Origin of the sequence: Bacillus capparidis (genome assembly GCF_017832095.1) — a bacterium.
In the GTDB taxonomy this organism is placed as follows: Bacteria; Bacillota; Bacilli; order Bacillales; family Bacillaceae; genus Bacillus; species Bacillus gobiensis.
In genome coordinates this window covers 41,671-62,466 of record NZ_JAFDST010000001.1, presented here as the reverse complement: position 1 = coordinate 62,466, position 20,796 = coordinate 41,671, and the positions used below count along the sequence as shown (strand labels likewise).

The following is a 20,796-nucleotide window of genomic DNA, read 5'->3' as shown; positions in this document are numbered from 1 at the left end:
TCAATCGTACCATGAAAGCGCTCAGATATAAATTTAAAAATATGAATATATAATCGGGATTCCACCCGTCAAAGAGGTATTTAATAGAATATTGCTCCGGTATTTTCTAAGGTCGTCCCTTTCTTTTAATCAATTCAAATTTTTTTTGGTTCAATTTTGCTTCCACCTGTTGTTCCTGAGTTTTTCGCATAAAAAATTCCATAAGCTTAATTGCGACAAGCCCATGGAACATACAAGAACGTGGTCATTTACAATGTATTTATGGGCTGCGCTATTTTATCATTACAATTCATAGCGCAGCCCTTATTTTTATGTTTTATTTGTAATAGCAACTATTTTTCCGTTATTTTACTTGATTAGAAAGCGTTCCAATTCCTTCGATTGTAATTTCTACTTGATCTCCAGACTTTAAATATTTTGGCGGATTAAATCCTTTTCCGACGCCTGCCGGAGTACCGGTTGCAATAATATCACCCGGTTCTAGTGTCATCCCCCGTGATAGCGTTTCTATTAATTCAGGGATTGAAAAAATTAAATCTTTCGTATTTCCCGACTGTCTTAATTCTCCATTCACTTTCGTTTCAATATGTAAATGTTCCGGATCTGCAATTTGAGATTTATGAACGATATAAGGCCCGATCGGACAAGAAGCATCCAAGCTTTTTCCAAGAAAAAACTGCTTATGCCGGCTTTGAAGATCCCTGGCAGTCACATCATTTATAATTGTGTAACCAAATACATGATCCATCGCGTCTGCTTTTGAAATACTCCGGCCTTGTTTGCCAATCACGACAGCAAGCTCGCCCTCATAGTCAAGCTCCGATGTTACGTCTTGATGGGCAAGTATGTTATCTCCATCGCCTATTACTGTTGTAGGTGCTTTCGTAAATACCATTACATGTTCCGGGATGTCTGCTTCGCTGCCCAATTCTAATGCGTGGTCTCGATAGTTCTTGCCAATACAAAAAATATTTTTCAGAGGCCTTTGAATCGGAGCAAGCAGTCTTACCTCGGAAAGGCTGTAAATAAACGAACCAGATTCATCGTTTGGTTTCTTTGCCCACTCTGTAAGCTGCTGAACGTGGTTTACAAATCTTTGGCCCTCTTTCATGCAATCAATTAAACTCGAAGGAATAGTTTCCAGCTCAAACAGTTTCCTTTCCGCTTTTTTCAGATCCATTACTAGATTCTCTTCCACTACTAGACCAATAAATATTTTTCCGTGTAGTTCTCCTGTTAGAAATTTCATTACTTCTCCCTCTCAATCGTTAAGAATCCCTAAGCTGCAATGCCCTTACCTGTTATTATTCTCTATGGATAAGCAAAAACCTTTTTTTCGTTAAACAAAATCACAAAACAGAGCAAACAACTATACCAAGAAAACATTTTCAACAGTATTCTCTGAGTGAATTAGATCAAAATTTCAAAATTATTGGTGAAAACAAAAGGGAATTCTTTAAAAATATTGTCGTGTTTTATGTATTTTTGACGAAACTAATGCTTTAGTAATAAAATGCGCTATACTATCTATATATTTAATTTAAAATTGAAAGTTGGCGTCTTAATGAAAATAAATACAATTGAAGAAAAAAGGCTGGATCTTATTCAAACTGCCCGAAAATTTGGTTTAAATTCGAAAGAAACCATTCAGTGTAGTCAAGAGCTGGACAACCTGTTAAGCAAATACCTGCATGAACATCCGGAACATTTCCAAGAAGTATTAAACCGTCCAATACGTTAATTTTCTCCATATCCATTCAATTGGCCCATAACGGAATTTTCTCAGCCAAATATGGCACCCCAACATTTGAAGTATATAAAAGAAAACAACAATAAGGACGAGCTGCACCGATGAAAGCGAGCCGTATAAACCATATCCGTACCCGTAAAAAAGGATGGAGCAAAATACTGTCTGCGACAAATAGCATGTGATGGACATTTTCCCTACAGGTATAAATAGCTTCCATCCTTTTGCAGGTGCTTCTTTTCCGTGAAGTAATAGCAATGCAGCACTTATATAGAAAAGCGTAAAAATTGGCGCACCAATAAAGTTTTGAAGCATTACCCATGATATATGCGTTCCTGCTGCCACGGGAAGCAGTTTAATCGGCAAGCCGATGACGAAGGCACAAATCATGACCACTTTTATCTCCTTTTTTATACCTGCGCTCCAATTCTTTTTGAACCATCCTCTTTTATATGCATATATCCCCAACAGCATAAAAGGCAGAATAAGAAATAAAAAGAAGAATATCCCCAAAGCGTTTGCAGTAAACCATTCGGAAATTCGCAAAGCCATTACTTCCCAAAAGCTACCGTCTTGATAGATTCTTATAGTATCTTGAATGCTGGTTGGATCTGCATACTGCAGCTCTTCAGCTGGGACAAGAAGCGCCAACAGCCCGAGTAGAGCGGTAAAGCATACAGGCACATAAAGAGCCGCTCCCCAGATGAGCAATGTCAATGGCTTTTTGTTGATAAACAAAAGCAAAAGAAATCCTATTACTGAATAGGTAAGTAAAATATCGCCATGCCAAACAAAAAGAATATGTATGATTCCGAAGAACAGCAAAGCGAAAAGCCTTCTAGTAAAATATGCGTGAAAAGAAAATCCTTTTTGGACAGATCTCTCATAAATTATGTATGCACCCGCTCCGAACAAAAAAGAAAATAACGGATAAAAACTGCCCTGGGCAAAGACAGTAACGAACGCTTCCAGCCAATAATTCAGTGTATCAGTACTTGAAATAATTGTTCCTGTGGAACTGATCGGTTCTTTGAAATCAAAAATATTTACCAAAAATATCCCTAATATGCTGATTCCTCTCAAAATATCAAGAGAAACAATCCTCTCTCCTGCATGCACAGGCTGAATCTCATTATTCATTCATCATCCTCCATAATTCATAATCACAATTGATCAACCACCACATACCTTATCTTATATAGCCCAAATTGTATAATCAAGTACGCAATTAAGATTTTTCGCAAAAAGGATGTTGCCTTATGCCTGCGATCGTGGGTGCTTTTAAAGTCAATGTTGTTGGTACGAGCAGCGTCGTGCATGTTGGTGATTGCATAACGATTTCGCCCTACAGTGAAGTAAAGACCTTTTCCGGTGCGGGGAGCTTTAATACGGGAGATGGATTAAATATTTACAATCAAAATAACGTGACAAATTCATATGATAATGACTTTATTGATCAACCAACTGTAGGAAATTTTTAAGAGGTGACTCAAAATGAATTTTTATATTAATCAGTCGATCCACATCAATTATTTAAGGGTTGAATCGGTGAGCAATTCTTCGGTATTGCAAATTGGCAGTGCAGGTTCCATTAAATCTTTATCCAATTTGTACAATACAGGCAGCTATACAGAGCCTGCACCAGAGGTACCGTCACCAGGAACCGGACCTACATCAGAAGGCCCGTCACCGGGAGCCGGTCCTGAATCCTTCGTCCCTTTACAGTCACCTGTTTTCTAATTGTTTTATTCAAAGTAACCATGTAAGGGGTGCAAAGACTGATGCAACAATATCCTCCAAATGTAAATACACCGCATCAACAAAATATGCAATCCTACTATCAACATCAAGCATCAAAAATAGAAGAGCTTGAAAAAAAACTTGCTGATCTGCAGAAGCAAATTGATGCCTTGCAAGATCGTCCAAACACAAAGATTGATAAAATTGAATATAAATTTGACCAATTAAAAATCGAAAAGCTTGAAGGCACGCTAAATATCGGTTTAAACCCGCTTGATCCGAATCAAGTTGACAATTTTGAGGTGAGCCAGAATCAACCTGGTTCTCCTCAGGGGCCGCTTTATCAGCAAGGAATGCCGCCGCAGCAAGACATGCAATTGCCTGTTTTTCAAAGATCGAGACAGCTGGTGGAAATGTTTTTGATCGAGGAGGCACCTTTACTAATCGAACAGCTGGAACAACGATTTAATCAGCGGCTTGATGACGCAAACCGCCTTCACATAGTTAATGACATCAGAAAACAAATGGACAGCAGAATCCGTTACTATTTAGCCCATTTAAAGCCTTCTGACAATGCTTCTCCTGAGCAGCATGCCGATCAGATTGCATCACATGTGAAGCGGGATGTCTCCAATGCCATTGAACATTTTCTAAGGCACATACCAGACGAAATGAAAGGAGCTGATCACGAATGATTTTTACCGTTGTCAATCGTGAGCTGTGTGTTGGTGACATTACTGTGAGAGGGGTAGCTTCTTCTTCCGTTTTTTTAATCGGAGATACAGAGCAGATTTATTTATCCTCCATCTTTGATACACCGCCGGAATCTCTAATTATTGGGCCTCTTGTCCCGCTGGCACCGGAATAATGATTAATCGAACATCTAAGATCGATCTATTCAAAATCAATTCGGTTGGACTCTGCAGCCTTGTTCAAATCGGCGATTCCAATGAAATTCTGCCAAAAATAAAAGTATTAGCAGTTCAGAGGCAAATCTCTACTTTCTTTGGTAACGAAGGTTCACTTAAACGGGAGGACTTTCAAACGTTTCATCAGCCATTCCCTTATCTGCTACCTGAAACGTCTGTCCACACGGCTTTTTTTCACGAGAAACCGCTGATTCATGTTCATTCGATCAAGATTCAAGCAGTTTCTTCTTCTTCAATTTTTCAAATTGGTTCTACTCCTTTAATTGACGCAAAATCACGAACGAAGCATATTCGGAAATTACTTTCTAACGAATCACGTGGGTCCACTTAAACGCATATAGTATCTCGAGACTTTCTAAAAGGGTGTCGGATATGCCAGCGATTGTCGGACCAATTAGCATCAATTCAATTTCAGGCGGTGTCGTAAACTTTGGAGACTCCTTTTATCTCTCACCAAAAAGCTCTTCTAAAACCGCGAGTGGTGCCGGAGCAGGAAATACAGGAGATTTCCTGATTGTTAATAATGGCATTAATGCAACAAACTATATTGATCCGGATGTCAACGACCAAAACATGGTAGGAAATGGGTAAAGCAGCTTCTCGTAAAAATGAGAAACTGCTTTTTTCTTTTGATTAATTTATTATGATATTTCTATTACAACCGCAGTTCCTTTGCCGCCAGGTTCGGATGGGTGAACGACAAGCTTTCGATGAAGCCTTTCCCTGAGCTCCTGCACGTGACTGATCACTCCGACAGAGAGATTATCCGATTGAAGTTTTTCCAGGGCGGAGATTACTGTATCCAACAGCTCCTGATCTAACGTTCCAAATCCCTCATCCAAGAAGAAGAATTGTAACGGATACTCTCCTCTCAGCTGAATTTGGGCAGACAATGACAAGGCCAATGCCAGTGAAGTTAAAAATGTTTCACCGCCTGACAAACTCGATACTGGCCGCTTAAAGCCTCCGTTCGCATCATCTCTCATGACAAAGCCGCCTTCTGAATCGACTTCTATCGCATACCTTTGCCTTGTCAGATTGCTAAGACGCGCGGATGCATCCCGGCTGACGCTTTCCAGCTGTTTCTCCGCCAAAAATTCGACAAAGCTGTTGCCTTTAAAGACTGTCTGCAATTTACTGAGTCTGTCAATGTCCACTTGAAGTTTGTTCAGTTGGTTTTCCAAGGTTGAATATCGCTCATGGCGGACCTTCAGCTCGATCAAAATTTTGTGGAAAGCACCACGCTCTTCCATTGCCGAATCATAGGCATCGTCTGCTTCCTTTTTCGCATCCACCGTTTTTTTCCATTCATCTTCAGTTAGGCATCGTCCTTGAAGCAGCCCTTCCACTCTTTTCAGATTTGCATTACATTGCTTTACTTGATCCTCAAAAGCTTCAACTTCTTTTTTCAAAATAGACATATCTTCATGAGAAAGTAAATGCTCATTGATTTCCTGCCAATCAGAAAACGGAGTTCCTGCTGTTTTCTCCTTCCATGCTTCTTCTGCTTTTAGCTTACCTTTCCTTGCGTCCTCAAGAAAGGACTGACTGCTTTTATAATCAGCTTCCGACTGAGTGAGACCGCCGAGAAGCGAGCTTTTTTGTTCAGTCAGTTTTCTTTCTTTTTCAGTGATATGATCCAGTTCCGCAGAGACATTGTCAAGCTGCTGTTGAAGTCCTGTCGCTTGGGAAAAAGCAGATAACTTCTGTTGTTTTTCTGCGATCGACTTTTGTAAATGCTCCAAGGAATAGTGAACATCCCATTTTTCTCGCTCCAGCAATTGAATTCGGTCGGAACGTTGTGTACGTGTCTCTTCCTTTTCCTGAAGAAACGTAACGCTCGTTTCAATCCGCTTGGAAAGCGCTTCAGATGCTTTATCCTTTTCGTCGATGGCCTTTTGCCATTCAGCAGCCTTAGAAACTTCGATTCCCTTAAAACGACCGGAAAACTCGCTGTGCGCTTGATCGATTGAAGCTTTTAGTTCAGATGCTTGATTGCCAATTCGCTCGCTTTCCTTTGCTTCAAATTCGAGTTTTTCTAGAAGCTGCTCCTCCTTTTTAGCCGTTTCTTTATATTTTTTCAGCAAACGAGCCGTTTTATCTTTCGATTCTTGAATATCCTGCTTCAGCTTTCTCCAATCCCACTCCATCTCCTCCAGCTGCTCGAGAGAAGGGGCTCTTTCCATTGCGGCGGCAGCTTCTTGCGCATTGCTTTCCGTGTTTTTTACGAAGGGCGCTTCACGCAGAAGATAGTCAGCTTGCTCCTCCAGCTTGATTTTTGTTGATAAAAATTCATCGGATAAAGGCTTTGCGCTTGAGATCACCTTCTCCAATCCCGCCATTTCTTCTTCAAAAGGATAGTCTGAGGAAGCCGCGTGGTGCTCCAGCCTTTGATCATGATGAATCGAGCCGCAAACGGGACAGGCTTCACCATCTTTCAGCTTTTTTCTCAGCTCATCAGCAAATGCTTCCATTTTGGCTTCCTCACGCCGTTCCGATAATTGACGGAGCTGATGCTGTGCTTCATGAACAGTATGGGTTAGTGTTCTTTCAGAATCACAAGTTATTTCATAAAGCTCAAGCAAGGTGCCAAACGCCTGTTGAATGTTTTCCTCAAGCGACTTCTTGTTTTTTGAAGCCTCATCAGCGAAGCGCTGTGTTTTCTTTATCGCTTCATCTGCTTCAAGTTTGCGTTTTAGCTCTTGGTCATACTGCTCAGTGATTCTGTCCATTTGATAGGCAAACTGACCGGCCTCCTGGCATTGTTTTCGTTCCTCACTTGATACAGCGTATGAAGTCAACTCGTTTTTTAAATCGTTTTGCTTTTTTTGTGCCCGATCGAAAAGTGAGGTTTCTTTTTCTAATTGAGCCTGCATTTCGCTAATCTCTTTATCCTTTTGCTGTCTTGCCGTTTCTAGCGTTTTTTCCTTTTGTTTTTCTTCTGAAAGTGCCTGTTCCACCTGTATGGCATGCACAAGCTTTTCTCTTTTTTGAAGAAGTTCTGGCTCTGTCTTTCGCTTATAGCTAAAAAAAGCCTCCTCTTCCTGCTGAGAACCTGTATATTCTTTTTTTCTTTTTTCATAGATACGTTCAGCTTCTTGCATGCGCTTGCTTGCTTCATCACATTTCTTTTGCGAATCAAGGCTGGCATCAGCGTATGGCTTTAAAGCTTCAGCGGTTTGTGAGAGAGCAAGCTTCTCTTTTTTGCTCTCGATGTTTTTTTGATTTTCATGTAATTTTTTTTGTTCTGCCAAGTAGCTGTCACGATCTTTTTGAAGCACCCAAAGTTCTTGAGTTTTGAGGTGGTGAGCTGCAGCTTCTTCTCGTTCAAGCTTACGTTTAAGAAGATTCTCTTCTGCCTGTGCTAAATTTGTTTCAGCCAGCTCGAGCTTCTCACTACTCGCATCGCCTAGTCCGGTCAGCTCCGCCATCATTTCGTTTTTTTCCGATTGGGCTTCGGCAGCCCTCGTACGTAAAGCTTGCATGAATCTGTCGCCGTATTGCTCCAGATTAAAAAGGCGCTGGAGCATTTGTCTTCTGTCCGCTCCTTTTAAAGAAAGAAATTCGGCAAACTTGCCTTGAGGAAGTACGACGGCTCTTGTGAAATCATCAATTGTTAATCCAAGGAGGCTTTCCACTTGGCGATTCACTTCACTGGCTTTATCAGCAATGACCGTTTGTTCTGAAGCAATTTCTATCAATCGGCAAAGAGACGTTTTCACTTTTGTATCATCGACCCTTTTAAATACACGTTCTACCTTATATGAAATCTCCGAGCTCGATTGGAGCGTAAATGTAAACGAGACGGACAGCTGGTCTTCCGCATGATTTAATATTCCGTGCGTATTGTTTGATGCGCGCTCGACCTTTCCGTATAAAGCCAGGGTCATTGCATCCAATATCGAGGACTTTCCGCTTCCGGTCGGGCCGAATATGCCAAACACCCCGCTTCCGCACAGCCTGTCAAAGTCTATCAATTGTTCTTCCCTGAAGCTGTGAAGACCTTTTATTGCGAGTTTAATAGGCTTCATTCCAGATTGCCCTCCTGTCCTGAAGATAGCTCCAAAAAGAGCTTGATCATTTCATCATCGGGAAGAGCTCCGCCTGTTTGCCGTTCATAAAATTTAACGAACATCTCATCAATCGGCAGCTGCTTCGTATGTATTGAATCACGAGAAGTTGCGCGTTCCTCATAAATCGGCCTAATATGAATAAAGCCGGGGTTCAGCTTTCTCAAGCGATGAATTTCTTCTATGGAGAGTTGATCTGAAGCATAAACTTCAAGGTCAATCCACGCGTTTTTGTCTTTCCCTTCCTCAATCCAGCTGTATACCTGGTTCAGCCCTTCCCGTGCCTGCCACTTCACAAGCGGTTTTCCGCTCGATAAGAAAATTTCCTTGAAAGCTGCTTTTTCACCAGCCTTTGCATCAATAATTGTCACCGATTTTGCGTAGCCCGCCTCTGAAAAGCTATACGCAAGGGGTGAGCCTGAATACCGCGCCAGTGTACTCGCCCGTTTAATCGTTTGCGGTCGATGCAGGTGTCCTAGTGCAACGTAGTCAGCGGCTGCTGGAAGGCTTTCTGCTGCGACAGTATAAGCACCTCCGACTTCTATCGGACGCTCGGAATCGGACTGGCTTCCTCCGGCTACATACAAGTGGCTGACGGCAATATTTACAGCTTCTTTCTTAAATGATTTGGAAATTTCGTGATAAGCCTGTTTGATTTTTTCATTGTAATGGTCCCGAAGCAAAGCTTCATCGAAATCGTCAGCCAGGACTTCATTCAGCCTGGCCTCTGATGGATAGGCAAGCGGCGAGACAGCAAGAACCTCTCCTGATTGCTTGATCGGAATATCTATCACGCCTGTTGTCGGGAAGCCCGCCAAATAAATAGGCTGCCCGTCGGTTAAAGGAGATGCAGCTTGAAGCCGGTCGGGATGATCATGATTTCCCGCGATGACGACAACAGGCCTCCTTCCTTTGTCAGCTAAAGATGACAAGCTCTCATAAAAAAGCTTTTCTGCTGAAGATGGAGGATTAACCGTATCAAACGCATCACCTGCCATGATCACTGCATCAATTTTTTCTTCATTTACAATTTGTTTCAGTTCATCTAAAAACGCTTCCTGTTCCGGCAGCCGGCTCCTGCCTTCAAGCGTTTTGCCAAGATGCCAATCAGCGGTGTGCAATATTCTCACGAAGCACTCTCCTTTCTCCTAGATTTTTTAGTACCAGATGACATGGCCGCCGTCAAAAAAGTACAAAGCTTGTCCAGAAAGCTTTCTCTTAGTAATTTGCTCGACCGCCTTTGAATAAAGCTCAATTTGCGTTTCGTATCGTTTGGTAAGAATCGGCTCTGCTGTTTTGAATCCTTCTTTATACTTGCCATATATCCGGTCTGTTTTATAATCGAGCAAAAACAGCCCTTCCTCTGTTTCAAATAGGCAGTCAATCACTCCTTGAACAAGGACGATTTCGTCACTGTGATCCGCAGCAGGCAATGACATACTGAAAGGCACCTCACGCTTGACCCAATTGGATCCCAGCAATCTCTTGGCAATTTCAGTAGAAAAAAAGCTCAGAATCTCTTCGAATTGGATAACGGAGCACTGTTCCTCTGTCAAATGCTCTTTTTCAACGAGCAAGCGAGTAAGTTCTTTCAATTGCTTTTCATCAGGTGCGGAATCGAGCGGAATATGCTGCATAACAGTGTGCATTGCTGTTCCTTTTTCCGCAGCATTCAAACCTTTTTTCATCATGAATGACGGTCGTTGAAACAGCATTTCTTTCGTCTGCGGAAATAGAATCCGTTCCCCATATTCATCCTCGAATTCTTTCTGTCTTTTAATCTCTGAAACAGTTTGTTTCGTACGGATCGTCGTGAATGCTTCTTGAGGATACGTCCACTGGAGCCTTTCTTTCGTTTCTTCTTTAAAGTCAAAACCGGCATCAACCGGCTGTCCCTCCTGAATGGAAGACAAAAACGTTATATTTGTTTCTTCATTAAGAGAAAATTCGGCGGCTTGGAGCTCCGAAGACGGTATGACGTTGATTGAAAAACGTGATGAGTGCCGATAGATCTCTTCGTTTGTAACATTCATTATATGATGAAAACATGCAGCGTCCCGATGGCGAATAAGCGCCGGACCGATAAAATCCAGATAGCTCTTGGCTTGGTAGCGCTCAAAATCGGGCAGCAGCCAATCCTTATGATTCGCAGATCGCATCCACATGCTTACAGATTTCTCTTGATCTTTACACGTACCAATCAAATATAATTTTTCCTTGGCCCGTGTCAGTGCTACGTATAAGACGCGTAATTCCTCAGAGAGCATTTCTCTGCGCATTTTTTTCTTCATTGCGGTTAACGCGAGAGTCGGGTAGCTGACACGATATTTTGGATGGATAAATTTCGAGCCGAATCCAAGCTCTTTATCCAGCAGGTATGGCTGATTTAAATCCATCATATTAAAGTTCCTGTTGATCCCTGCAACAAAAACGACAGGAAATTCTAAGCCTTTACTCGAATGAATCGTCATCAGCCTGACGACATCCTCCTGTTCACTAATGGCTCTCGCCGTTCCAAGATCATCTCCGCGATCCTGCATTCGTTCGATAAACCTCAAGAATCGAAACAAGCCGCGAAACGAAGTCGCTTCATATTGCTTTGCCCGCTCATATAAAGCTCTTAAGTTTGCCTGCCTTTGCTTGCCGCCCGGCATTCCTCCTACGTAGTCCAAGTAGTTCGTATCCCTGAAAATCTCCCATATCAGCTCGGCAACCGAATGATTTTTTGAGAAATCCCGCCATTTTTGCAGAAGTCTGTAAAAAGAGTCAAGTTTTTTAAAGGTCGAATCATCGGCAGGCACAGCCTCTAAAAATTCCTTGACTGCAGAATAAAATGGCTCTTTCTTTAGATGTATCCTAATTCGGGCAAGTTCATTTTCATCAAGTGAAACGACAGGGGATCTTAACACAGAGGCTAAGGGAATGTCCTGATACGGATTATCGATCACAGTTAGAACGGACATCATTATCGCAATTTCCGTCGCATCAAAATATCCCGAACTTAAATTGGCGTAAACAGGAATCCCCTGCTGCTTGAACTCGTCCATAATCGCCGGTGCCCACGGCATCGACCTGAGCAGGATGACGACATCACGATACTCGATGTTTCTCGTCATATTTCGTTTTCGATCATAAATTTGAAATCGCTCATCAATAAGCTCGCGTATCTTTTTCGCCATTGCCCTAGCTTCAAGCTGAACCGTCTCAAAACTCTCCTGATCCTCATTTTCTTCTCCACCGTTGGAGCGGTCGATTAATAGGAGCTCGGTTTCACAGCCTTCCAGTTCCGGATAATGGGCACCTTCCTTAAGTTCGGCATCGATGTCATACTCGATTTCCCCAACCTTTTCGCCCATCAACTGCTTGAAGAGAAAGTTTGTGCTAGAGAGCACTTCCTTTCTGCTCCTGAAGTTTTGGTTAAGATCAATTTTCATTCCAGAAGTTTTACCCGCAACCGTAAACCGTTTATATTTCGATAAAAACAAAAAAGGCTCAGCCAGCCTGAATCTATAAATCGACTGTTTCACATCTCCGACCATGAAAAGGTTGCCTGCAGCTTCTTCCTCATTTGAAACAAGCGATAAAATGGCTTCCTGTACAAGGTTCGTGTCCTGATATTCATCGACCAGCACTTCCTCAAACTGTTCACGATAGAATCTCGCCGCTGCACTTGGAAATTTTTTACCCGTTTGATCTGTTTCTGTTAAAATGGCAAGACACAAATGCTCCAAATCTGAAAAATCGACTAACCCTTTTTCTTTTTTTGCGGATTCAAATCTCTCACTATACGTTTTTACAAGCTCGACAAGTCTATGAATCACAGGCTTCATTTCATTTAAATCCTTTACCTGCAGATCCGGAGCACGCGTGAAATAATCTTTTTTCACTTTATCAATTTGTTTTTTTACTTGATTTCGGATATTCGTAGCTTCTTCCAGCAGTTCGGGAAGAAAGTCGTCTCCCTTACAAGGCTTTGCCCTTTTAAAAGTGACCTTCTGAACTCGGTCAAAAAGCGCACAAAAATCGCCGCTGTACGTTAGAAGTTCCTCCACTTGAGCGAGATCATCGCGGAAATTTTCTGCACGCGGAGAAGGTCCGCCTGGCTGCGAAGCGATTTCCAAGGCACGAAGCAGCTCCTGGCGGCAGCCCTTTAAAACCATTTGAATATCCTCCTGTATCACCCTATAAAACGGCATGTTTTCAACCTTGCCATCTTGATCCGCGTTATACAGATCAACGAGACGATCGAGCCATCCATTCGGGTCAGGATGAGACCTGGAAAATTCATAGAGCTTTTTTACCAACAGCTGCAGATCGACATCCGTTCTATCCCCGGTGTACCGGTCTACAAGGTCAAAAAAACCTGGATCGGCAGCTGCATACTCTTCTTCAAATACGTCTTCCAGCACTTCGTCGCCAACCAGCTCTCCCTCGGTTTGATCAGCAATTCGAAAGCCGGGGTCCAAATCTATTAAATAATAATATTTGCGCAAAACCTGCAGGCAAAACGAATGAAGTGTAGAGATACTGGCACGATTAATCAGCGAAAGCTGCCGTCTTAAGTGAAGTGAGCTGGGAGCCTTCTTCAGCTCTTTTTCCAGTGCTTCAGCTATTCTATTTTTCATTTCCGCAGCTGACGCATTTGTAAATGTAACCACCAGCAGCCTGTCAACATCGACCGGGTTGTTACGTGAAATCATCTTGGTAATCATCCGTTCAACGAGAACCGCCGTCTTTCCCGAGCCTGCTGCTGCCGCTACCAATGTGTCCTGGCCGCTGGATACAATCGCCTTCCATTGATCGTCTGTCCACTGGCTTCCTTCAGGCTTCCTCATCTTCTTGATCCTCCATTTTCAGCTTTTCTAGAATAACATCATCTTTTTCAGAAGCTAACAGCCTGTACTGATTTTCCTCCAACGATTCATCGAATTGGCAAACCGATCGATAGGAACAATATGTACAAGGCATTTTATCTTTTATTTTATACGGCTCAATCGCGATCTTTCCATCCATGATTTCCTCACCGGCTGTTTGGAACGTTTTTCGGATATGACGCCTTAAATTGCGAAACTGTTCTTCATTGACCACAGTTGAATCTGATCGAAGGCTTCCATCTTTTTTAAAACCGGCTTGAACGATTTCTGAACGCCCTTCCGTTAACGATTGATCCATGAGCCGAATTGCATCGCGGTCGTCTAGAAGATACCCCTTCATCTTGAATTGCTTATAGATTGCTTTTTCAATTTCATCAAACCCAAGCGGAACATCCGATTGGATTAAAGGATCATGAATATGAAAATAAAGCACTCCCGCAGGTACAGCCTCAGTCCCGAGCCATTCCTTGGAATACGTGACTGACATATCTAGATAGGTCAGCATTTGCAAAGCAATTCCATAATACACCTCAGATAGATCGAGGCCTCTGCTGCTTGACTTATAATCAACAATTCGAAGGAGAAGGCGTCCATTGTTTTCAGCTTGATCGATTCGGTCAATTCTTCCGGTTAGTTCCATCGTTTGGCCGCTTTTCAGCTGAAAACGCATCGGAGGAAGCGGTCCTTTTTTTCCAAAATCAAGCTCGAGACCTGCCGGAGCGAACCCGCTGGCTTTGGCGTGCTCACTTAAGATGCTGACTACCCTTGCGATAATTTTTTCGAGTTTCTCTTTCATATACTGATAGCGGCTGCTGCTCAGCAAAATCTCTTTTTGCAGACGTGGAGCAAGGTGATTCACTGCTTCATGAGACAAAGTGGCGCTCTCTTTTTTTGTCACATCACTCCAATTGATCCGGAGCTCGTGCAACCGGTCCGAAATCAGCTTTAACGCTGAATGAAAGAGCTGGCCGATATCAGGCGCCTCAAGCTTATAAAACTGTCTGTCCTTCAAACCGAGTCCGTGCGAGGCAAAATGGGAAAATGCGCATGAATTAAATCGTTCCATTCGTGATACGCTGCCTTGTAATGTCTCCCCGTATAAATCCTGGCTCACCTGCTTTTCCAGCTTGCGAACTTCATTTTTATAAAAAAGGCTGGACAAAATCCTTTTTGTAAACAGCTTTTCCGGCTCATTCATAAGAAAATTGTACGTACTCCACCAGACATCGCTGATAGGATATTTGCTTTTCCAAAGCCGCAGCTGCGATGCCAAATACGACAATGCAACATGCTTATTTACGATAAAATCAAGCTGTGCCTCATCTGAATACTGTTCGGGCTCGTTAATGAGCAGCTTTTTTTGATGCAAAGGAAACCATTCTTCCACTCTTTTTATAACAGGAGACGGAAGCATCGCCTTCCCCTCAGCATCTGCGATCGGATAGGAAAGATATAGTTTTGAAGACGCGCTTGCCATCGCCAAATAAATAAGAAAATTTTCATCCAGCAGGCGCTCTCTTCCCGATGGTGAGAGCTCGATGCCGTTTCTTACGAGCCAATCCCTATCGTCCTCAGAAAGTACACTGTCGTCTGAAGGATTAGCTGGAAGTACGCCGTCATTTGCCCCTATGATAAACGTACATTTCGTACCGTACATTCTTGATATATCCATATTTCCGATAAATATTTGATCGAGAGCAGGCGGGACAAGCGCGTAGCTTAACGACTCCACACCGGTTTCAATCATCTGCTGAAAGAGCTGGATCGAGATGTTCGTATCACCCATCATTTCAACAAACTCTTCCAGCATTTGAACAACCGCATTCCAAACCTGATCGTGCTGTCTCGCTTCAATGACCTGTCCTTTATCCTCTGCTTCCTGCCTTAGCAAATCAAGCTTTTCCGGGATTTGAATCTCTTCTAAATACGTATAAAACGCAACACCCATCTCTCTGACGGATTTTGCTTTCTTCAGGCGCTTCTGCAAAGAGTATACTGGAGCTGAAATCCATTCCCTCAACTCATTCAGCATGGTCTCCATCTCCACTTCCTGGTCGGTTAAAGGAAATTGGTCATCCAGAGATGAATAGCGGCGATATTGAAATCGTTTATTGTTTGTCCATTGGTCCCCTTTGATTCCATAAGAAATACAGTAATTCTCCAATTGATCAATTTGCTCTCTAATTTTCTGTTTGTTTCCTTTCAAAGGATAGAGAAGCTCAGTTTTAACGCATCTGAAAACAGCCTCGTACCTCCAATTCCCTGTAATCATATCCATTGTTGAGCGCAGAAGCTCAATTAGAGGGTGATTTTGCATTGGTTCTTTTCCATCTATGAAAAAGGGAAGCCCGTAATCTTTGAATACCTCTTGGATCGTTTCTTTGTAATCCGCAGTATTTCTTGTCAAAATCGAAATATCTTTATAACGGTATTCTCCTTTTCTCACAAGGGAATGAATTTCACGCGCGATTCCTTCGATTTCCGTCCGTTTGTTGGAAGCCTCTAGAATTGTAAGGCCATCAGCCGCGTCACCATAAGGGATCGTCGGTCGAGCTTCGAATGTCTTTTCCAAATGGGCAAGCTCCGGACTTGCAAGTTGCCTTTTCGTTTCTGAAAACGGAACAATCTCCGGTTCAACATTCAGTTCCTTCGCCTTTTGATACAGTTTGTGAAAGGTTTTTCCCGTCATGCGAAACAAGTGCAGCTCATAGGGAAGGTGCTGGGTAAATGGACGATCTGCTGTCAAGCTGATTGTTACCCCTTCACTGTAGATCATCAGCTGCTCAAGAATGCGGTACTCTTGGGCTGTAAATTGATGAAACCCATCCACGTACACATGAGCCTGTTTTATTTCTTCCGAATAAGGTATTTTTTCTGACAGTAAATTTAAATAATCCTCCGAATCCAAATAATGCCCTTCAAGAGTAGTTTCCAGCTTTTGATAGAGCAGATAGAGGTCATGAAGCTTATCTGCGAGAACCCGTTCCTCTCCAAAATGAGAATTGCTGCTTCCTTCCATCACCTGACGCAGATCGGCAGGAGAAAGCGCATACTGCTTAAATTCTGTAATCATTGCCGCAGCTTGTTTAATAAATCCTGATTTATCACTTGCTTTTTGATAGACCTTAAATTCATGCTTATGCTCTTCGATCAGCTTTCTGAGCAGCATTTGTACACCTGTTGTGCCTAAAAATTGCCTGCCCATGCCGCCTTCCTGCTGGAGAATTCTCCAAGCAAGCCTTGAAAAGCTGTAAACTTGTGCTCTGATCATCCCGCCAAGCTCTTCTGTTTTAGCAAGCTCATATTCCATTAAAAATGTCATTTGATCCGGGACTAAAAAAATGATTGGCTTACCAAGGGGGTCTTCTCGAAGTTGATCCCTTATGCTGTTTAAGATGGCGGTCGTTTTCCCACTCCCCGATCGGCCTACTAAAAACTCTACTTTCAAACTGTAAGACTCCCTTCGCTTTCTCTTTATGATCTATCCATATTTTATCTAAAGTTATTCGACTTGACTACCTGAAGAAAATGCCGTTTTAGATGTAAATAAAATAAAAAAGTGCAGTACGGAAATCCACTGGCTGCACTAAAGTTCTTTCTTATTGGTGAATAACCATCATTTGTTTTCCAAGCTGATTAAGTGATTTTTCAAACGGCGCTCTGTCAACTTTGCGATTTTTATAGCCATACGGATCGTTGACAAACACACGTTTTTTATTATACCCTGTTACGACTACGCTGTGAACGCTATAGGTAATCTCCACTTTTCCATTCGGAGTCTCCCATTGCTCGATGTCATCTACTTGTGTAAAGTCCGCGGTCGTAATCACCCAGACAGGATTTCCCTTGCTTAACTCTTTGTACATTTCGTTTAGATCTCGTCCGGACAAATCTGTTACTCGGTTTCCTGCATATGAACGGGCTAGCTCATAGACCGGTTCGTGATACACGCCAAGCCCTGGTCCATCCTCCATATTGCCGACAAATCCTTCATTCGGATCACCTTTTAGGCCATTCTCATAATTTAAGGGAACCTTTTTTACTTTGTCCGCCAGCTCATTTTTTGTCACATCAAACCCGTTATATTGAAGCAGCATTGCCAAGCTTGTGATCTCACAGCCATTATAGAGTCTCGGGTTATCCAATTGATTAATCAGCGGGACATTTTTAGGCTTGACTTCGTTCTTTACCGGGTCTGATTCCTGGACGATTTTTGGTTCTTGTTTTTCTTGATCCTCTACACTGTTGATTTCGTCTTCTTTTAAATCTACATTATTCCCCTCAGCTTCATTGTCATTATCAAAACCAATAAAAAGAAAGGCAGCTAATACAAATACAAGGATAAATGTAAAGATGGCTTTGCGTATCATGAACTGAAATTGCCCCTTTATTTGATTTTTTCGTTTAGTTTAGCAGAAGAAGAAGTGAAAAGCGAAAGAATTGTCTAGTGCATGGTTTACCAAAAAATATGTAACAAAAAAGTTCTTTACTAAATCCGTTATCCAACTTTAGCTTTTAGTTCAGAAAGAAGAAGGGATCCTTTCTTCTTTCTGAACTAATGATCCCGTAATTTACTAAGCAACTGAGAGATTTGACCCCTATTATGTGATTGGCGCTGTTCCTGGAAGCAAAACTTTTCTTAAGTTCCCAGCAAACTCTTCAAACGCTCCGCAGTTGATGATGATGCGGTATAAATCATGATCTTTAGCGCCGGATTGTTTGGTTGCTGTAAGGTCACATGCTCAAACTCCATCTCCCCGATCAAGGGGTGACTCCATCGCTTGTGGCAATCGGTGACGATTTTTACGTCATGCCGCGGCCAACAAGAACGGAATAGTTCACTTATCTCCATAAATTCCTCTATTAGCTCCTTAAACCTTGCGTCATGATGGAAGTACGCATAATCTGCACGAAATCGTGCAATCATGATATGCGCTTTTGCTTCCCAATCCATGTTGTCCATTTGAAGCAATGGATCCGTCAAAAACCGTCTTAACCAATTGGGCTGCTGCTCCATTTCCTTAGAGAATGCAGGTAGGCGAAAAACAAACTCCGCCGCTTTATTCCATATCAACAAATCCCAACTTCTCCCCAATACAAAAGCAGGGTTAGGTTCAAGAGCTAGCACCGTTTGCTCCAAACCGGTACTCACCTCTTGAGTCGCTTCATCTTTCTTCAGATCAATTTGCCTTGCCAACATGTGGAGATGGCGGCACTCATCTACAGACAATTGCAACGCTTCTGCTAAACTATCCAGCACCTGTTCGGATGGATTTACTTCTCTGCCTTGTTCTAATGAGGTATACCAGGAAGTACCTATATAGGCGAGTTGTGCCACCTCTTCACGACGAAGACCAGGCGTTCGACGTCGACCATATGACGGTAACCCCACATCTTCCGGGGTAAGGCGTTCTCGACGCGCCCGCAAAAATTCACCAAGCGATACGTTGGAAGAAATCTCTTTCATAGACTAGTCCCCCTTACCCTGACACTGCCAATCGTACGATAAACACGGGAGGGCAGTTGATTCCACCATCTGTAATACTACTAGTATAGCACTGACAATATGAGGAGGTCATTGAGAATGAATGTTTTCGTAACTGGGGCAACAGGAAAAATAGGTAGCCGATTTATACCACGTTTGCTTCAACGTGGTCATAACGTTAAAATTTTGGTTCGTGATCCTGCGAAGGCGGATTCGTTTCAACAGAAAGGGGTCGAGGTTTTAGAAGGTGACCTACTGCAAACAGAAAATCTCGCTAACGCGTTGCAAGACATTGATACCGTGGTACACCTGGCAGCACAATTTCGTGGAGTAGATGAAGCAACTGCGAGAATATCAAACATCGATGCCAGCATTTCTTTAGCGGAAGCTGCCCTGAAGGCAAACGTTCCAAGGTTTGTGTTTGCCAGCACGAATTTAGTGTATGGTGCAAGTAATCATAGCAGACCGAGCCGTGAAGATGATGAGCTGCGACCTGCGTTCCCTTATCCGCAATCGAAAGCGGCAGCTGAAGAAAATTTGCTTAGGCTCCATCTTGAGCAGGGATTAGGACTTCGCATCGTACGGTTTGCTTTTGTCTATGGTGAGGGTGATCCCCATGTTTCCGAATTTCTGCCGATCATGAGCAAATGGAATCCTGCTAAACGGCTTCATATGGTGCACCATGCGGATGTAGGACAAGCACTGTTGCTTGCCGCCTTCACACCGGACATTGATGGCCATATTTATAATGTTGCTGATGACTCCCCTATAACGGTCGCAGAGTTGTTTCAGCTCAACGGGTTGCCTCATCAAGAATCGGAGGAAACCTTGCAACAAGGGCTTAATCCATGGGATATGATCGTGGATACTACGCGCATAAGGGATGAATTAAACTATCGTCCGATCTTCCCCTCGTTCTACACGGCAAGGGAGGCAGGAGCATTATAAAAGTTCCACCTTAAGCCCTTTATCGGGGCTTTTTCAGGTTCATATCATGCACCTAAGTTACCTAAAAGATCCAGTAAGTAATAAACAATCCTGCGAGAGGAACAGCAGGGTGAAGGTGGCAATGATGGAGATTCTTAGAGGTGCTACTCAAGAAAATAATAAAAAGACAACGCCATAAAAAGCGTTGCCTTCTCCCTAACCTCTTATAAGCGATTCAGCGCCATCAATATACATCCGTGTGCCGGTGATATGATTGGAGGCATCGGATGCAAGGAAATGCACCAAATCAGCAACCTGTTCAGGTTCACCGCTTTTGCCTCGAAGCGGCTTGTCTCCTTCAGGAAATTCAACCGGGATTTTTATTTTCTCCAAACTGTCTTGGTCCGGATATGTACGGTTATCAATGTTCGTTGAGATTGCTCCGGGACATATAATATTCACGCGAATTTTGTAGCGCGCCAGCTCAAGAGCTGCCATTTGCCCAAATGCTGTCTGGCCTGCCTTAGACGTACTGTAGGCGGAAAAGCCAAAGTTTGAAAATACTCTGTTTCCGTTGATTGAACTGGTAATGATGATGCTTCCGCCTTTTTCTTTCATGTAAGGCAGTGCATACTTCACTGTGAGAAATGTACTTTTTAAATTTGTTGTCAACGTTTTGTCCCAATCCTCAGGTTCAAGCTCCTCTATCGGCGCGATTCTTCCATTGATTCCGGCATTTGCAAATACAGTATCGATTTGTCCCCATTTGCTGTAGATAGAATCAATCGCGCTTTTTAACTCAGCAGGATTAGACACATCAGCTTTTGCTGTAACCGCTTCGCCATTCGCATTTGTGATCTTGTCTTCGACCCGCTTTGCATTTTCCTCATTAATTTCGATCAGTCCTACTTTTGCACCCGCTTTTGCTAAACGAACGGCAGTTGCTTCGCCAATTCCTGATCCAGCTCCTGTAACAATTGCTACTTTTCCATTTAACATTAAGTTTTCCATCATTTAACCACCT

General features: G+C 42.7%; 17 protein-coding genes. 8 read left to right on the top strand and 9 right to left on the bottom strand.

Features of this window, described 5'->3' with window-relative positions; translation table 11 throughout:
* Positions 1–343: 343 nt before the first annotated feature.
* A complete protein-coding gene (locus JOC74_RS00320) occupies positions 344–1,249 on the bottom strand; it encodes a fumarylacetoacetate hydrolase family protein (RefSeq protein ID WP_053602425.1) in 906 nt (301 codons plus the stop codon).
* Positions 1,250–1,564: 315 nt separating this feature from the next.
* On the opposite strand from JOC74_RS00320, the gene JOC74_RS00315 reads away from it, so the two are divergent.
* Complete coding sequence (locus JOC74_RS00315) at positions 1,565–1,741, top strand: aspartyl-phosphate phosphatase Spo0E family protein (protein ID WP_082363671.1); 177 nt, start codon at positions 1,565–1,567, stop codon at positions 1,739–1,741.
* On the opposite strand, the gene JOC74_RS00310 is transcribed toward JOC74_RS00315, so the two are convergent.
* Complete coding sequence (locus tag JOC74_RS00310; protein ID WP_053602424.1) at positions 1,721–2,887, bottom strand: DUF418 domain-containing protein; 1,167 nt, start codon at positions 2,885–2,887, stop codon at positions 1,721–1,723. The genes JOC74_RS00315 and JOC74_RS00310 overlap by 21 nt on opposite strands.
* A 119-nt stretch (positions 2,888–3,006) precedes the next feature.
* Between JOC74_RS00310 and JOC74_RS00305 the strand changes: the two genes are divergently transcribed.
* From JOC74_RS00305 to JOC74_RS00280, 6 genes are read left to right on the top strand one after another with little or no spacing between them, the layout of a single operon-like run.
* Complete coding sequence (locus JOC74_RS00305) at positions 3,007–3,228, top strand: spore germination protein (RefSeq protein WP_053602423.1); 222 nt, start codon at positions 3,007–3,009, stop codon at positions 3,226–3,228.
* A 13-nt stretch (positions 3,229–3,241) separates the two neighbouring features.
* Positions 3,242–3,487: a spore germination protein GerPB gene (locus tag JOC74_RS00300; protein WP_053602422.1), complete on the top strand. Its 246-nt coding sequence runs from the start codon at positions 3,242–3,244 to the stop codon at positions 3,485–3,487.
* Positions 3,488–3,528: 41 nt separating this feature from the next.
* Positions 3,529–4,182 carry a spore germination protein GerPC gene (gerPC, locus tag JOC74_RS00295; protein ID WP_053602421.1) on the top strand — a complete coding sequence of 218 codons (654 nt, stop codon included), beginning with the start codon at positions 3,529–3,531 and terminating at the stop codon, positions 4,180–4,182.
* Positions 4,179–4,355 (top strand): spore germination protein GerPD, encoded by a 177-nt coding sequence (locus tag JOC74_RS00290; protein WP_053602420.1) that lies wholly within the window; start codon positions 4,179–4,181, stop codon positions 4,353–4,355. Before gerPC ends, JOC74_RS00290 begins: the two co-directional genes overlap by 4 nt.
* A complete protein-coding gene (locus JOC74_RS00285; RefSeq protein ID WP_053602419.1) occupies positions 4,355–4,747 on the top strand; it encodes a spore germination protein GerPE in 393 nt (130 codons plus the stop codon). Before JOC74_RS00290 ends, JOC74_RS00285 begins: the two co-directional genes overlap by 1 nt.
* Before the next feature lie 41 nt (positions 4,748–4,788).
* Entirely contained in the window at positions 4,789–5,007 is a 219-nt protein-coding gene (locus JOC74_RS00280; RefSeq protein ID WP_053602418.1) for a spore germination protein, read from the top strand.
* A gap of 50 nt (positions 5,008–5,057) precedes the next feature.
* On the opposite strand, the gene sbcC is transcribed toward JOC74_RS00280, so the two are convergent.
* From sbcC to JOC74_RS00250, 6 genes are all read right to left on the bottom strand, one after another.
* On the bottom strand, positions 5,058–8,447 hold the full coding sequence (gene sbcC / locus JOC74_RS00275; RefSeq protein WP_211086013.1) for an exonuclease subunit SbcC: 3,390 nt from the start codon (positions 8,445–8,447) through the stop codon (positions 5,058–5,060).
* The gene (sbcD, locus tag JOC74_RS00270; RefSeq protein WP_053602416.1) at positions 8,444–9,616 is read right to left on the bottom strand and encodes an exonuclease subunit SbcD; all 1,173 of its coding nucleotides are present in this window, start codon (positions 9,614–9,616) and stop codon (positions 8,444–8,446) included. The genes sbcC and sbcD overlap by 4 nt, the downstream gene beginning before the upstream one ends.
* A gap of 27 nt (positions 9,617–9,643) precedes the next feature.
* Entirely contained in the window at positions 9,644–13,321 is a 3,678-nt protein-coding gene (gene addA, locus JOC74_RS00265; protein ID WP_053602415.1) for a helicase-exonuclease AddAB subunit AddA, read from the bottom strand.
* Positions 13,308–16,808 carry a helicase-exonuclease AddAB subunit AddB gene (addB, locus tag JOC74_RS00260; RefSeq protein WP_053602414.1) on the bottom strand — a complete coding sequence of 1,167 codons (3,501 nt, stop codon included), beginning with the start codon at positions 16,806–16,808 and terminating at the stop codon, positions 13,308–13,310. The genes addA and addB overlap by 14 nt, the downstream gene beginning before the upstream one ends.
* A gap of 151 nt (positions 16,809–16,959) precedes the next feature.
* A complete protein-coding gene (locus tag JOC74_RS00255; protein WP_053602413.1) occupies positions 16,960–17,730 on the bottom strand; it encodes a C39 family peptidase in 771 nt (256 codons plus the stop codon).
* 269 nt (positions 17,731–17,999) lie between these two features.
* On the bottom strand, positions 18,000–18,827 hold the full coding sequence (locus JOC74_RS00250; protein ID WP_053602412.1) for a helix-turn-helix transcriptional regulator: 828 nt from the start codon (positions 18,825–18,827) through the stop codon (positions 18,000–18,002).
* 99 nt (positions 18,828–18,926) lie between these two features.
* Between JOC74_RS00250 and JOC74_RS00245 the strand changes: the two genes are divergently transcribed.
* Entirely contained in the window at positions 18,927–19,793 is an 867-nt protein-coding gene (locus tag JOC74_RS00245; RefSeq protein ID WP_225970323.1) for an NAD-dependent epimerase/dehydratase family protein, read from the top strand.
* A 195-nt stretch (positions 19,794–19,988) separates the two neighbouring features.
* On the opposite strand, the gene JOC74_RS00240 is transcribed toward JOC74_RS00245, so the two are convergent.
* Positions 19,989–20,783 (bottom strand): SDR family oxidoreductase, encoded by a 795-nt coding sequence (locus JOC74_RS00240; protein ID WP_053602410.1) that lies wholly within the window; start codon positions 20,781–20,783, stop codon positions 19,989–19,991.
* Positions 20,784–20,796: the final 13 nt, after the last annotated feature.

What these genes read in the sequence shown, in the direction of transcription:
- JOC74_RS00320 (WP_053602425.1), bottom strand. Translation starts at nt 1,249, where the DNA reads ATGAAATTTCTAACAGGAGAACTACACGGAAAAATATTTATTGGTCTA.
- JOC74_RS00315 (WP_082363671.1), top strand. Translation starts at nt 1,565, where the DNA reads ATGAAAATAAATACAATTGAAGAAAAAAGGCTGGATCTTATTCAAACT.
- JOC74_RS00310 (WP_053602424.1), bottom strand. Translation starts at nt 2,887, where the DNA reads ATGAATAATGAGATTCAGCCTGTGCATGCAGGAGAGAGGATTGTTTCT.
- JOC74_RS00305 (WP_053602423.1), top strand. Translation starts at nt 3,007, where the DNA reads ATGCCTGCGATCGTGGGTGCTTTTAAAGTCAATGTTGTTGGTACGAGC.
- JOC74_RS00300 (WP_053602422.1), top strand. Translation starts at nt 3,242, where the DNA reads ATGAATTTTTATATTAATCAGTCGATCCACATCAATTATTTAAGGGTT.
- gerPC (WP_053602421.1), top strand. Translation starts at nt 3,529, where the DNA reads ATGCAACAATATCCTCCAAATGTAAATACACCGCATCAACAAAATATG.
- JOC74_RS00290 (WP_053602420.1), top strand. Translation starts at nt 4,179, where the DNA reads ATGATTTTTACCGTTGTCAATCGTGAGCTGTGTGTTGGTGACATTACT.
- JOC74_RS00285 (WP_053602419.1), top strand. Translation starts at nt 4,355, where the DNA reads ATGATTAATCGAACATCTAAGATCGATCTATTCAAAATCAATTCGGTT.
- JOC74_RS00280 (WP_053602418.1), top strand. Translation starts at nt 4,789, where the DNA reads ATGCCAGCGATTGTCGGACCAATTAGCATCAATTCAATTTCAGGCGGT.
- sbcC (WP_211086013.1), bottom strand. Translation starts at nt 8,447, where the DNA reads ATGAAGCCTATTAAACTCGCAATAAAAGGTCTTCACAGCTTCAGGGAA.
- addA (WP_053602415.1), bottom strand. Translation starts at nt 13,321, where the DNA reads ATGAGGAAGCCTGAAGGAAGCCAGTGGACAGACGATCAATGGAAGGCG.
- JOC74_RS00255 (WP_053602413.1), bottom strand. Translation starts at nt 17,730, where the DNA reads ATGATACGCAAAGCCATCTTTACATTTATCCTTGTATTTGTATTAGCT.
- JOC74_RS00250 (WP_053602412.1), bottom strand. Translation starts at nt 18,827, where the DNA reads ATGAAAGAGATTTCTTCCAACGTATCGCTTGGTGAATTTTTGCGGGCG.
- JOC74_RS00245 (WP_225970323.1), top strand. Translation starts at nt 18,927, where the DNA reads ATGAGGAGGTCATTGAGAATGAATGTTTTCGTAACTGGGGCAACAGGA.
- JOC74_RS00240 (WP_053602410.1), bottom strand. Translation starts at nt 20,783, where the DNA reads ATGGAAAACTTAATGTTAAATGGAAAAGTAGCAATTGTTACAGGAGCT.